The following is a 12,494-nucleotide window of genomic DNA, read 5'->3' on the forward strand; positions in this document are numbered from 1 at the left end:
TCGTCAAACGAAATATGGAATCATGCACAGATATTTTTTGTTTTAATATTTCATCATGCGAACCTATAGATTATTTATTCCATAATTTATCTTATTATGAAACTTCTTGACGTTGACGAAACGGACCTTCGCTTGCTCGACGCCTTGCAGCGAGACACCTCCGAGAGCAACCAGTCGCTGGCGCAGCGGCTCGACATCTCGCCGCCGACCTGCCTGCGCCGCCTGCGTCGCCTGCGCGAGGGCGGATGGATCCAGAGCGAGGTCGCGATCCTGGACCCTGCGCGCATCGGTCCGCTGCTGACCGCGGTGGTGGAGGTCTCGCTCGACCGGCAGGACGCCGGCTCGCTGGAGGCCTTCGAGCGGCGGGTGGCCCCGGACGACGCGGTGCAGCAGTGCTACCGCGTCTCGCCCGGTCCCGATTTCGTGCTGATCGTCACCGTGCGCGACATGCCCGGCTACCAGGCGCTGGCGCAGCGCCTGTTCACGAGCGACGCCAACGTGCGCAACGTCAAGGCCTTCTTCAGCGTCCACCGCGCCAAGTTCGCGCCGCAACTGCCGCTGCCCGACCCGGCCTGAGGCCCGTCGCGCCCTAGGCCTTCGGCGCCTTCTGCGGCCGCTTCCAGCCGGGGAAGCTGGCCTGCCTGGCACGCGAGATCGTGAGCGCACCGGGCTCGGTGCTCTTGGTGATGGTCGAGCCGCCCCCGACGGTGCCGCCGGCGCCGATCGTGAGCGGCGCAACCAGCACGCAGTTGCTGCCCACGTGCACGTCGTCGCCGATGATCGTGCGGTGCTTGTTGGCGCCGTCGTAGTTGGCCGTGATGCTGCCGGCACCGTAGTTGACCCGCTGGCCGACCGTGGCGTCGCCCAGGTAGGCCAGGTGGTTGGCCTTGGCACCGGCCGCGAGGGTCGAGTTCTTCACTTCCACGAAGTTGCCGATGTGCACCTCGGCACCCAGCCGGGCCCCGGGCCGCAGCCGCGCGAACGGTCCGACCAGGGCGCCGGCGCCGACGGTCACGCCGGCCTTCTCGCCGTCGATGTGGGTGAAGGGATGGATCACCGCACCGGTCTCGATGCGCGCGTTGGCGATCACGCAGTTGGCGCCGATGCGGACATCCGCACCCAGCGACACCGCCCCTTCGAAGACGCAGTTGACATCGATCTCCACGTCCGACTCGCAGGCCAGCGTGCCGCGCAGGTCGAAGCGTGCCGGGTCGGCCAGCCGCACGCCTTGCGCCATCAGCGCCTCGGCCTGCCGCAGCTGGTAGGCGCGCTCGAGTGCTGCCAGCTGAGCGGGGCTGTTGACGCCGGCCACCTGCAGCGGGTCGTCGGTGCGGTGCGCGATCACCGGCACGCCGTCCACGGCCGCGAAGCCGACGACGTCGGTCAGGTAGTACTCGCCTTGCGCGTTCTTGTTGTCCAGCCGCGCCAACCAGGTCTTGAGCAGCCGCGCCGGCACCGCCATCACGCCGCTGTAGATCTCGCGGATGGCGCGCTGCGCCTCGTTGGCGTCCTTCTCCTCGACGATCGACTGGACCTCGCCCTCGGCATCGAGGCCGCCCTGCACCCGCACGATGCGGCCGTAGCCCTTGGGGTCGTCGACCCGGATCGTCAACAGCGCCAGCCGCCGGCCCGCGCTCTCGGCCACGAGTGCGCGCAGCGTGTCGCCACTGATCAGCGGCACGTCGCCCGACAGCACCAGCACCGTGCCGTCGTCGGGCAGGAGCGGGGCCGCCTGCTGCACGGCATGGCCGGTCCCGAGCTGCGGCATCTGGCGCGCGAACCGAGGCGACACGCCGGCCACGGCGCCTTCGAGGGCGGCTTCGACGTCGGCCGCACCATGGCCGGTTACGACCACGATGTGGCGCGCGCCGATGCCGGCCGCCGTGTCGATCACGTGGGCCACGAGCGCGCGCCCACCCAAACGATGCAACACTTTGGGCAGGCTGCTCTTCATGCGCGTGCCTTTGCCCGCCGCCATGATGACGACGTCGATAGGCTCCTGGTTGTCCTGCGGAATCTGATCCATGCCACTTTCCCGAATACGTTGCGCAATGCTGGCGCGAATTATCGGCGCCATCGCCCTGGCCACCCTGCTCTCGGCCTGCAGCGCCGTCCAACTGGCCTACAACAATCTGCCCGAGATCAGCTACTGGTGGCTCGACGGCTACGTCGACTTCGACGACGCCCAGACGCCGCAGGTACGCGACGAACTGCGCCGCTTGCTGGCCTGGCACCGGCGCGAGGAACTGCCGAAGATCGCCGACCTGCTGCAGGAGGCGCAAGCGCTGGCGCCCGCCGACCTGACACCGGCCCAGGCCTGCGTGCTGTTCGACGCGATCCGGCTGCGCCTGCTGGCCTTGGCCGAGCGGGCGGAGCCCGCAGGGACCGCGCTGGCGCTCAGCCTCAGCGAGGCGCAAGTGGAACACCTCGCCCGCAAGTACGGAAAGATCAACGACGAATACAGAAGAGACTGGCTCGATCGCAGTCCGGCCCAGCAGCGAGAAAGGCGCTACGACCAGCTCCTCGATCGCAGCGAGGACTTCTACGGCCGGCTCGACGCCGGGCAACGCGCGCTGCTGCGGCAGCAGGTGGAGCGATCCGCTTTCGATCCGCGCGAACTGGACACGGAGCGCCGACAGCGCCAGCGGGAGGCGCTGGCGCTGCTGGGCCGATTCCTGGCCGCGAAACAGCCACCTGCCGAAGCACAGGCAGCGCTCCACAGCTACGTGATGCGGATCGCCGAGCCGCCGCCCGGACCCGCGCGCGATCGCCAGCGCAGGATGCGGCAGGAGTCTTGCGCGACCATCGCTGCGCTTCACAACCAGACCAGCGCGACCCAGCGCGAACAGGCCGCGCGAAGGCTGCAGCGCTACGAGGACGACCTGCGCGCGCTGGCGGCCCCGCAATGAACGCCGAGCGCGGTCCTCGGCGGATTTAGAACATTTGTTTACACTCGGCAACGATTTCCTTGACGCTTCATGAACATCACACTCTGCACACTCTTCGAGGGAAACTACCACTTCGGTGTGGCGGCGCTTTCCAACTCCCTGATCGCTTCAGGCTACGTCGGCGACCTGTGGGTGGGGTTCCGGGGCCCACTCCCCGCATGGATCCTCGATGCGCCCGGCTACCGGAAGGCCACCGGCGAGCTCCAGGTCGCGCCGACGCTGAGGCTGCGCTTGCTGGAACTGGACACGCCGCTCCATTTCACCTACTACAAGCCGACCTTCCTGCGCGAAATGCTGGAACGGCATGCGCCGGACGCGGCCGTGGTCGCCTACGTGGACCCCGACATCGTGGTCAAGTGCGACTGGCCCTCGTTCATGGGCTGGTTCACCGAGGACGGGATCTCGCTGGTCGAGGACGTCAACGCCTGCTTTCCGGCCCGGCATCCCAAGCGACTGCTGTGGAATCGCTTCTTCGCTCCACACGGCATCACGCCCCGGCGGGCGCTCGAGCGCTACTACAACGCCGGCTTCATCGCGGTCTCGCGCCAGCACCTCGGTTTCCTGGACCTCTGGCGACGCCTGTGCGACCTGGTGGTAACGCACAACGCGAACGCCAAGACGCTGAAGGCCGGGGGGTCCGCGACGCTGTTCCACTCGACCGACCAGGACGCATTGAACTTCGCGCTCACCGTCTGCGAGGCGCCGCTCAACACGGCGGGGCCGGAAGCCATGGATTTCGCGCCCGGCGGCTATTACCTGTCGCACGCGATCGGCTCGGTCAAGCCCTGGCATGGCCGCCATGTCCGCCAGGCACTGGGCGGCCGTCCGCCGTCACTCGCCAGCAAGGCGTACTACCGCTTCGCCAATTCGCCGATCAAGGTGTATTCGGACGGTGCCCTGGCCCAGCGGCGCGTTGGACTCGCGATCGCCAGCCTCATCGGACGCGTCTACGGCCGGACCTGAGGCGCTGCGCCCCACTGTCGCCATCGCAGGACCAGCAGGCCGTACTGGTAGCCGAAACTGGCGACGCCGGTCGCAATGGCGAAGCCCAGCACCGAACGCAGGTCGCTGATGCCGATCACGGCCAGGTAGAGCACCTGGATCGCCAGCGTCGCCAGGATGCTGTAGCTCTGGCCCGAGGTCGCGCCGCGCACCGTCAACGAGCGGAAGGCGAAGCCGGCAGCGTTGGCGAGGATCGACGACAGGAACATCATCCAGACCAGCGGTTCCATGTTGCGGTACTTCTCGCCCAGCAGCAGGATCCAGTACTGGGGCAGGACGTAGGCGCTCAACAGCGCCAGCGCCATCATGCAGAGGTAGCTCAGGTGGGCCCGCCACATGATCATGCGAAGCCCGTCCCCGGCCGGCGTGCGCGCGATCGCCGGGAACAGCAGGATGTTGGTCACCCGGTCCACCACGATCAGCGCCATCGCCAGCCGCCCGAAGGCACCGACCTCCGCCACCATGTTGGAAGTCCCGAAGAGCGAGACCAGGAACACCGTGATGACCCCCTGCAACTGGTAGAAGATCGCCGGCAGCACCAGGGGCTTGGCGATCCGGATCACCTGCGCATCCACGCGCTTCGCGTCAGCGGCGTCCAACCTGGTTTCCACGATCTGGCGCGCCGCGAAATCGCGACGGATGAGCAGGATGCTGACGGCGCTGGCGACCCCGGTGGCAGCGACGATGCCGGCCACCGACCATGACCCGAGCGGCAGGACGAGCACCGTGCAGACGACCGCGATGCGGACCACGGTCGCCGTCAAGCCGACCCGGCTCAAGGTCGTGACGTGGCCCAGGATCGTGAGCACCGTGCCCAGGTAGTGCTCGCGCAGGGTGATCACGACGGCTGCGAACGCGAACAGCGAGGCCAGCAGGTAGCCGCGGTCGAGCCAGCCGTGGTCGCGCGAGCTCAGAAACCAGTAGGGCACGACGATCACGACGCCGGCGCCCAGCAGCATCCAGCGCCTGCGAAACACCTGCCGGCAGGCGCCGACCACCCAGGGCACTTCGCGGGCGCGCTGGCCGACCACCGGCAGGCAGCAATGGGCCAGCCCCAGGTCGGTGACGCCGAGCAGCAGGGTGAGGCATGCGACCAGGAAGGTGTAGGCCGCGTACTGGTCCTTGGGCAACACGTTGACGACCAGCAGGCCGGCAATGCCGCCGGCAACCACGGAGAAGGATTCGACGCCGCCGACCATGGCGATCTGGCGCAGACGGGCAAGAAGGTTCACGGGCGAAAGGCGTCGGTCATGAGGGCCGGCGTCGGCCGGGAGCGAAAGGGATCGGACCCGGAACCGGGCAAGGGCTCTACGATACGCGAAGGTGGAGGGGCACCGCTCGGATCGACGGCGCCGGCTGCATCGGCCGTTCGAAGTTGTCGCCCAGGGTCTCCTGGGTCACGAGCTTGTCATCGATCAGCTTCTCCTCGCACGCCGCCAGCCACCCGACGTGGTGGCCGTGCGTGTGGGCCGTTGGCAGACGCGTCCTGCAGGCCCGGGGGCGCTGCCCCCGAACGGGCACCAGGCCGCCTTGAGGCGGCCCGGCGCGCCATCAGCTCAGGCGGCGTCCCAGCTGTAGGTCGCGCCGTTGCTGTCCCACGGCTCCATCACGATGCGTTCGCCGGCCGCGACCGCCAGCGACTCGCCCGGGGCCAGCACCAGATCCTCGCTGCCGGCGTGGGCGGTGGCGTCGCGGGTCACCCAGACCCGGCCCTGCCGGACACGCAGCACGCTCGCGCTGGCGGCCTTCAGGCTCATTGCATGGCCGGCATCGAGTTGCCAGGCACCGCGGCGCACGGCTGGCGGCACGGCAGCCGGGCGGGCCAGGACGGCGGACGGAAGCGATGAAGAGGTGCAAGCAACGGACATGGTGTGGACTCCTGAGGTGACTGTGCGCAATGGCGCGCTTCGGGAATGAATGATCTTCCTCCGCTCGTTGGCAGTCCAATGAAAACGCGGTAGCCTACTGATTCCGGTTTCGCATCAATCCAACCTTCGGCCAAGGCTCGCCGTGCTGCATTCCCAGACCCATCTGCGCTCCCGCCCGATCTCCGCCGGCCATCTGCGCGCCTTCGAGGCGGTCGCCCGGCATCTGAATTTCCGCGCCGCCGCCGAGGAAATGGCGCTGACCCAGTCGGCCGTGAGCCGGCAGATCCAGTCGCTCGAGGAAGAGGTCGGCGTCGGCCTGTTCCTGCGCCACACGCGGGCGGTCGAACTCACGGGCGCCGGCGCCCAGCTGCTGCTGGCGGTGCAGCAGTCGCTGCCTCGGATCGACGGTGCGGTGCGCCAGATCCGGCAGAACGCGGGCCGCAAGAGCGTGTCCCTCACGACTTTCGCCTCCTTCGCCTCGATGTGGCTGATCCCGCGCCTCGAGGCCTTCCAGCGCGACAACCCCGAAATCGACATCCGCATCGATGCCAGCGACGTGGCGCTCGACATGGACATCGCCGACGTCGACATCGCCCTGCGCTACGGCCCGCGCGAGAACATGCCGGCCGGGGCGCTGCGCCTCTTCGGCGAAACGATCACGCCGGTGGCCAGCCCCTGGCTGATCAAGAGCAACCCGGCCATCAAGGCGCCGCCCGACATCGCGCACTTCACCCTGATCGAAGCCGGCGACGCCCACCGCACGCACCTCGAATGGCTGACCTGGCGGCGCTGGTTCGAGGTCAACGACATGCCGCGCGCCCAGCCCCGGCGCTGGCTCTATTTCAACTATGCCTACCAGATGGTCCAGGCCGCGCTCACGGGCCAGGGCGTGGTGCTGGCGCGCAGTTCGCTGATCGCCGAGAGCCTGGCCAACGGCGACCTGGTGGAGGTGCTGCCGCAGCACCGGATGGATTCCCCGATGGCCTACTGGCTGATCACCGGCCCGCGCAGCGCGCCGCGGCCCGAAATCCAGGCCTTCTGCGAATGGCTGCAAGGCCAGGCCGCCACCACGCGCGAGACCATCGGCGAGGTGCCGGACCCCGACACCGTGGATCAGCTGGATTAGTCTTCACGCGGCCGGCGCAGCCAGGCCCCTTCGTGAAACACCGCGGAACTGGCTTCGCCAGGCCGCCGGTGTTGCCCCCGGTAGGGGGTGGGCGCCCGGACACGAAGTGCCGGGCAACCTGGGGGCGAGCAATAGTTCTACCGCGGAACCGGCTTCGCCAGGCCGCCGGTGTTGCCCCCGGTAGGGGGTGGGCGCCCGGACACGCAGTGCCGGGCAACCTGGGGGCGAGCTCATCCTATCGGCCAGACCACGCCGTTGTCGTTCAGGATGGCGTCGAGCGGCAGGTCGTGCGCCTCCGGCTCGAAATCGTCGATGAAGCCGTTCGCGAAGCCCAGCCCGACCGTGAACGGCCGGGGCTCCAGCGCCGCCAGCGTGCGGTCGTAGAAACCGCCGCCGTAGCCCAGCCGATAGCCGCCGGCGCTGTAGCCCAGGCAGGGCACGAACAGCAGCGTCGGCACGATCAGTTCGGTGTCCTTGGGCTTCGGGATGTCGAAGGCGTCGTCCTCCATCGGGCAACCCGGATACCAGGCGTGGAAGGTCAGCGTCTTGTGGACCCGGTCGACCACCGGCAGCCCGATGCGGCGGCGCTGCGGCTCGTCGAGCAGCTCGCCATCCTCTTTCCAGCGGTGCAGCGCCGGCAGCGGGTCGAATTCGCCCTTGATCGGCCAGTAGGCGCCGATCACGGTGTCCGGCCGCCCCACCAGCCAGATCCGCATCACGCGCTGCAGCAAGTCGGCGCGCGCAAGGCGGTCGGGCATGGCGAGGCGCTGCTCGACCAGCGCCGCGCGCAGTTGTCCCTTGAGAAAAGTGGCCGTTTCCGAGGTGTCGGCACCCTTTGACTTGTCCATAATCCCCCGATGCAGTTCGCAAGCATTTTGGCATCCGCGCGGCGCCTCCCCCGCGCCTCTTTTTCCACCCTCGCTTTTTCGCTCGTCCTGGCCGCCGCCGCGGCACTCCAGCCGGCCCGCGCGCAAAGCGGCGGCGACGATGTGCTGCTGCAGATGAAGCAGGCTGCCCAGCGCGGCGACAAGGCCCGGCTGACCGGGCTGCTGCCGCAGGCGCTCGGCCATGCGCTCGAACCCTGGGCCGCCTACTGGGAACTGAAGGCCCGCCTCGGAGAGGCCAGCACCCAGGAAGTGCAGGATTTCCTGGCCCGCTATGGCGGCACCTACCAGGAAGACCGGATGCGCAACGACTGGCTGCTGCTGGCCGGCCAGCGCCGCGACTGGGACAGCTTCGGCGCGCTGCACCCCGACTTCCGCATGAACGACGATGCCCAGGTGCGCTGCTACGCGATCCTGGTCGAGACGCTGCGCTCGGCCAGCGCGACCCAGGCCCAGGCCGACGAGGTACGGCGCAACTGGTTCGCCCAGCGCGAACTCGACGACGGCTGCCTGACCGCCGCCGACCGCATGATCGGCGCCCGCCTGATGTCGCCCAACGACGCCTGGAAGAAGGCGCGGCTGGCGATCGAGGCCAACCGTCCGCAGGCGGCCCGCGCCGCCGTGACGCTGGTGGCGCCGGATGCCATCGGGCTGTTCGACGAAATGAACGCCAACCCGGCCAAGTTCCTGGCCGGCCGCGCCACCGCGGTCGCCAAGTCGCGCCGCGAGCTGGTGGTGCTGGCCCTGATCAAGATGACAGTGGCCGACCCGGCCGTGGCCGCATACCAGCTCGAGGGCAAATGGGACACCACCCTGTCGAACGAGGAGCGCAACTGGCTCTGGGGCGCCATCGGCCGCCAGTTCGCCACCAAGCTCTCGCCGCTGGCCAGCGGCTATTTCGCCAACGTCACCAAGCTCGGCGACCTGACGGATGACATGCTGGCCTGGAAGGCCCGCGCGGCGCTGCGCACCCGCAGCTGGAAAGACGTGCAGGCGGCCATCGACGCCATGAGCGAGGCCCAGCAGCAAGACCCGACCTGGGTCTACTGGAAGGCCCGCGCCCTGCTCGCCGGCGGCGGCGACGCGCGCCGCGACCAGGCCCACATCCTGTTCGAGAGCATCGCCGGGACCCGCGGCTTCTACGAACTGCTGGCGCTGGAGGAACTGGGCCAGCGCGCCGCCGTGCCGACCCGGCCGGCCCCGCTCACGCCGGAGGAAAAGGCCGCCGCGCGCAGCAACCCCGCGCTCAGCCGCGCGCTGTACGCGATCATGATCGGGCTGCGCCCCGAGGGCACGCGCGAGTGGAACTACGCCACCAACCTGCACGACAAGGGCGGCATGGGCGACCGCGAGCTGCTGGCCGCCGCCGACCTGGCCTGCCAGCGCGAGGTCTGGGACCGCTGCATCAACACCAGCGAACGCACCAAGGGCGTGATCGACGTCGAGCAGCGCTTCCCGATGCCCTTCCACGACACGGTGCTGCGCAAGAGCCAGGAGATCGGCCTCGACCCGGCCTACGTCTACGGCCTGATCCGCCAGGAAAGCCGCTTCATCATGGACGCTCGCTCGGGCGTCGGCGCGTCCGGCCTGATGCAGGTGATGCCGGCCACCGCGCGCTGGACCGCCAAGAAGATCGGCCTGGGCGACTTCACGCCGGGCCAGCTCAACGAGCGCGAGACCAACATCACCATCGGCACCAACTACCTCAAGCTCGCGCTCGACGATTTCGACGGCTCGATGGCCCTGGCTGCGGCGGCCTACAACGCCGGCCCGGGCCGGCCCCGCAACTGGCGCAACGGCCCGACCATGGAGGCCGCAATCTGGGCCGAGAACGTCCCCTTCAACGAGACCCGCGACTACGTCAAGAAGGTGCTCGCGAACACCACCAACTACGCCGCGGTGATCAGCGGCCAGCCGCAGTCGCTGAAGTCGCGCCTGGGCAGCGTGGGCCCGCGCAACGCCAGCGAGCCCGAGCCCAACAAAGACCTGCCCTGAGGAGGGGAGTAGGGAGTGAACCGAACCCTGCAGAGCCTGCGTGCCCAGCTGCCCGGCTGGGCCGCCGAATGGCTGGAGATCATCATCCCCGTGGCGCAGGTGGCGCTGATCCTGCTGGCCGCCTGGCTGACATACAGGCTCGCGCGCCGGCTGATCCTGCGCGTGACCACGGGCTATGCGCTGCCCGGCAACGTGGCCCTGATCACGCGCCGCACGATCGCCTTCCTGATCTATGGCGGCGCCTTGCTGTGGGGCCTGGAGCGGCTGGGCGTCTCGGGCACCGTGCTGTGGACCGCCTTCACGAGCTTCGCCGCCGTCGGCGCGGTGGCCTTCTTCGCCGCCTGGAGCGTGCTGTCGAACATTTTCTGCGCGCTGCTGATCTTCACCACGCGCATGTTCTGGCCCGGCGACACGGTGGAGGTGCTGGAGAACGGCGAGAAGCCGGGCCTCAAGGGCCGCGTGCTGGACATCAACCTGGTCTTCACCACGCTGGAGGAAAGCGGCAGCGCGCAGCAGGGCACGACGCTGAAGATCCCCAACAGCATGTTCTTCCAGCGCGCCGTGCGCCGCTGGCACGGCGGCGCCCCCGTGCTGCCGCCGACGGTCGACCTGGCGCCGCCGCGCGCTCCCGACCTCCCGGCCGGCTGAGCGACGCGAACCGCGCATCAATTCCGGTTCGCGATGGCATCAATCGCGGCGCGCGACGCCGCTAGCATGGAAGGCTTTGCATCACTCCGGAGGACCGCCATGACCCAGCTCTACATCGGCAACAAGAACTACTCGTCCTGGTCGATGCGGCCCTGGGTGCTGATGAAGCAGGCCGGCATCCCCTTCGAGGAAGTGAGGATGCGCTTCGACTCCTTCGACGCCGGCTCGCAGTTCAAGAGCGCCATCGGCGCGCTCAATCCGGTCGCCAAGGTGCCGGTGCTGGTCGACGGCGGCCTGGTGGTCTGGGACACCCTGGCCATTGCCGAGTACCTGGCCGAGACCCATCCCGACAAGAAGCTGTGGCCCGAGGCAGCGGCCGATCGCGCCCGCGCGCGCAGCCTCTGCGCCGAGATGCACTCGGGCTTCAGTGGGCTGCGCGGCCATTGCGGCATGAACATCGAGGCTTCGCTGCCCGAGGTCGGCGCGAGGCTGCTGCGCGAGCAGCCGGACGTGAAATCCGATCTCGAACGCATCGTCCAGATGTGGGGCGAACTGCTGGCGCAGCACGGCGGGCCGCTGCTGTTCGGCGAATTCACCATCGCGGACGCGTACTTCGCACCGATCGGCACGCGCATCAAGACCTACGGGCTGCCGGTGCCGGCCGCCATCACGGCCTACATCGACCGCGTGCAGTCGCTGCCCGGCGTCAAGGCCTGGATCGACGAGGCGCTGGCCGAGAAGGACTTCCTGCCGTTCGAAGAGCCGTACCGCAGCGGGCGCTGAGCGCCTGCGCCACGGCCTCTGCGCCTAGACTCGGCGCATGCAAACCTATCTCGTCGGCGGCGCGATCCGCGATGCCCTGCTCGGCCGCGCCGGCAGCGACCACGACTGGGTGGTGGTCGGCGCCACGCCCGAGCAGATGGCGGCGCGCGGCTACCTGCCCGTGGGGCGCGACTTCCCGGTCTTCCTGCATCCCGAGACGCGCGAGGAATACGCGCTGGCCCGCACCGAGCGCAAGAGCGCGCCGGGCTACCGCGGCTTCGTCGTCCACGCCGCGCCCGACGTCACGCTCGAGCAGGACCTGGCACGGCGCGACCTGACGATCAACGCCATCGCGCTGCCGGCCGAGCGCATCGCCGCCGCCGACCGGCTCGACCTCGATCCGGCCGACCTGATCGACCCCTTCCATGGCCAGCGCGACCTGCAGCAAAAGCAGTTGCGGCACGTGACCGACGCTTTCCGCGAGGACCCCGTGCGCATCCTGCGCGTCGCGCGCTTCGCGGCCCGCTTCGCCGATTTCCAGGTGGCACCGGAAACCATGGCCCTGATGTGCGAGATGGTCGAGGCTGGCGAGGTCGATGCGCTGGTGCCCGAGCGGGTCTGGCAGGAACTCGCGCGCGGCCTGATGGAAGCGCGGCCCTCGCGCATGTTCGAGCTGCTGCGTGCCTGCGGCGCACTGGCGGTGCTGCTGCCCGAGGTCGATCGCCTGTGGGGGGTGCCGCAGCCCGAAGCCCACCATCCCGAGGTCGACACCGGCGTGCACCTGATGATGGTGCTCGACATGGCGGCCAGGCTCGCGGCGCCGCTGGGCGTGCGCTTCGCCTGCCTGGTGCACGACCTCGGCAAGGGCAGCACGCCGGCCGACGCGCTGCCGCGCCACATCGGCCACGAACAGCGCAGCGCGACGCTGCTGCGCGCGCTGTGCGAGCGCTGGCGGGTGCCGGTCGAGGTGCGCGAACTGGCCGACGTGGTGGCGCGCGAGCACGGCAACATCCACCGCAGCGGCGATCTCGGCGCCGCTGCGACGGTCCGGCTGCTCGAGCGCTGCGACGCCTTCCGCAAGCCCGAGCGCTTCGAGGACGTGCTGCTGGCCTGCGAGTGCGATGCGCGCGGGCGTCTGGGCCTGGACGAAGCACCGTATCCGCAGCGCCCCCGCCTGCTCGCGGCCCTGGCGGCGGCGCGTGCGGTGGCGACCGAGCCGATCGCGCGCGACGCCCAGGCGGCCGGCGCCACCGGGCCGAAG

12 protein-coding genes are annotated in these 12,494 nt (G+C 69.3%); 8 read left to right on the forward strand and 4 right to left on the reverse strand.

Annotated elements, in window-relative coordinates:
• The first annotated feature begins 96 nt into the window (after positions 1-96).
• Complete coding sequence (locus tag AC1DYD_RS37925) at positions 97-576, forward strand: Lrp/AsnC family transcriptional regulator (RefSeq protein WP_478177884.1); 480 nt, start codon at positions 97-99, stop codon at positions 574-576.
• A gap of 13 nt (positions 577-589) precedes the next feature.
• Here the strand turns inward: AC1DYD_RS37925 and glmU are convergent, their stop codons facing one another.
• The gene (glmU, locus tag AC1DYD_RS37930) at positions 590-2,026 is read right to left on the reverse strand and encodes a bifunctional UDP-N-acetylglucosamine diphosphorylase/glucosamine-1-phosphate N-acetyltransferase GlmU (protein ID WP_478177885.1); all 1,437 of its coding nucleotides are present in this window, start codon (positions 2,024-2,026) and stop codon (positions 590-592) included.
• A gap of 25 nt (positions 2,027-2,051) precedes the next feature.
• On the opposite strand from glmU, the gene AC1DYD_RS37935 reads away from it, so the two are divergent.
• Together AC1DYD_RS37935 and AC1DYD_RS37940 are read left to right on the forward strand one after the other, a co-directional pair.
• Positions 2,052-2,909 carry a DUF6279 family lipoprotein gene (locus tag AC1DYD_RS37935; RefSeq protein ID WP_478177886.1) on the forward strand — a complete coding sequence of 286 codons (858 nt, stop codon included), beginning with the start codon at positions 2,052-2,054 and terminating at the stop codon, positions 2,907-2,909.
• 69 nt (positions 2,910-2,978) lie between these two features.
• Complete coding sequence (locus tag AC1DYD_RS37940; RefSeq protein WP_478177887.1) at positions 2,979-3,911, forward strand: hypothetical protein; 933 nt, start codon at positions 2,979-2,981, stop codon at positions 3,909-3,911.
• Here AC1DYD_RS37940 and AC1DYD_RS37945 read toward each other — a convergent pair.
• Positions 3,896-5,182 (reverse strand): polysaccharide biosynthesis protein, encoded by a 1,287-nt coding sequence (locus tag AC1DYD_RS37945; RefSeq protein ID WP_478177888.1) that lies wholly within the window; start codon positions 5,180-5,182, stop codon positions 3,896-3,898. The two genes, AC1DYD_RS37940 and AC1DYD_RS37945, sit on opposite strands and share 16 nt — an antisense overlap.
• A 324-nt stretch (positions 5,183-5,506) precedes the next feature.
• Entirely contained in the window at positions 5,507-5,818 is a 312-nt protein-coding gene (locus AC1DYD_RS37950) for a DUF2917 domain-containing protein (RefSeq protein ID WP_478177889.1), read from the reverse strand.
• Positions 5,819-5,960: 142 nt separating this feature from the next.
• Between AC1DYD_RS37950 and AC1DYD_RS37955 the strand changes: the two genes are divergently transcribed.
• Positions 5,961-6,944 carry a LysR substrate-binding domain-containing protein gene (locus AC1DYD_RS37955; RefSeq protein ID WP_478177890.1) on the forward strand — a complete coding sequence of 328 codons (984 nt, stop codon included), beginning with the start codon at positions 5,961-5,963 and terminating at the stop codon, positions 6,942-6,944.
• A gap of 230 nt (positions 6,945-7,174) precedes the next feature.
• On the opposite strand, the gene AC1DYD_RS37960 is transcribed toward AC1DYD_RS37955, so the two are convergent.
• Positions 7,175-7,792, reverse strand: a complete 618-nt coding sequence (locus tag AC1DYD_RS37960; protein WP_478177891.1) for a 5-formyltetrahydrofolate cyclo-ligase — start codon at positions 7,790-7,792, stop codon at positions 7,175-7,177.
• A gap of 9 nt (positions 7,793-7,801) precedes the next feature.
• Here AC1DYD_RS37960 and AC1DYD_RS37965 point away from each other — a divergent pair, with 9 nt between their 5' ends.
• From AC1DYD_RS37965 to AC1DYD_RS37980, 4 genes are all read left to right on the forward strand, one after another.
• On the forward strand, positions 7,802-9,823 hold the full coding sequence (locus AC1DYD_RS37965; RefSeq protein WP_478177892.1) for a lytic transglycosylase domain-containing protein: 2,022 nt from the start codon (positions 7,802-7,804) through the stop codon (positions 9,821-9,823).
• A 15-nt stretch (positions 9,824-9,838) separates the two neighbouring features.
• On the forward strand, positions 9,839-10,471 hold the full coding sequence (locus AC1DYD_RS37970; RefSeq protein WP_478177893.1) for a mechanosensitive ion channel domain-containing protein: 633 nt from the start codon (positions 9,839-9,841) through the stop codon (positions 10,469-10,471).
• 99 nt (positions 10,472-10,570) lie between these two features.
• On the forward strand, positions 10,571-11,254 hold the full coding sequence (locus AC1DYD_RS37975) for a glutathione S-transferase family protein (RefSeq protein ID WP_478177894.1): 684 nt from the start codon (positions 10,571-10,573) through the stop codon (positions 11,252-11,254).
• Positions 11,255-11,291: 37 nt separating this feature from the next.
• On the forward strand, positions 11,292-12,494 hold a 1,203-nt coding region (locus AC1DYD_RS37980; RefSeq protein ID WP_478177895.1), incomplete at its 3' end, for a multifunctional CCA addition/repair protein.

It is taken from the genome of Variovorax sp. P4_B11, from assembly GCF_056402355.1.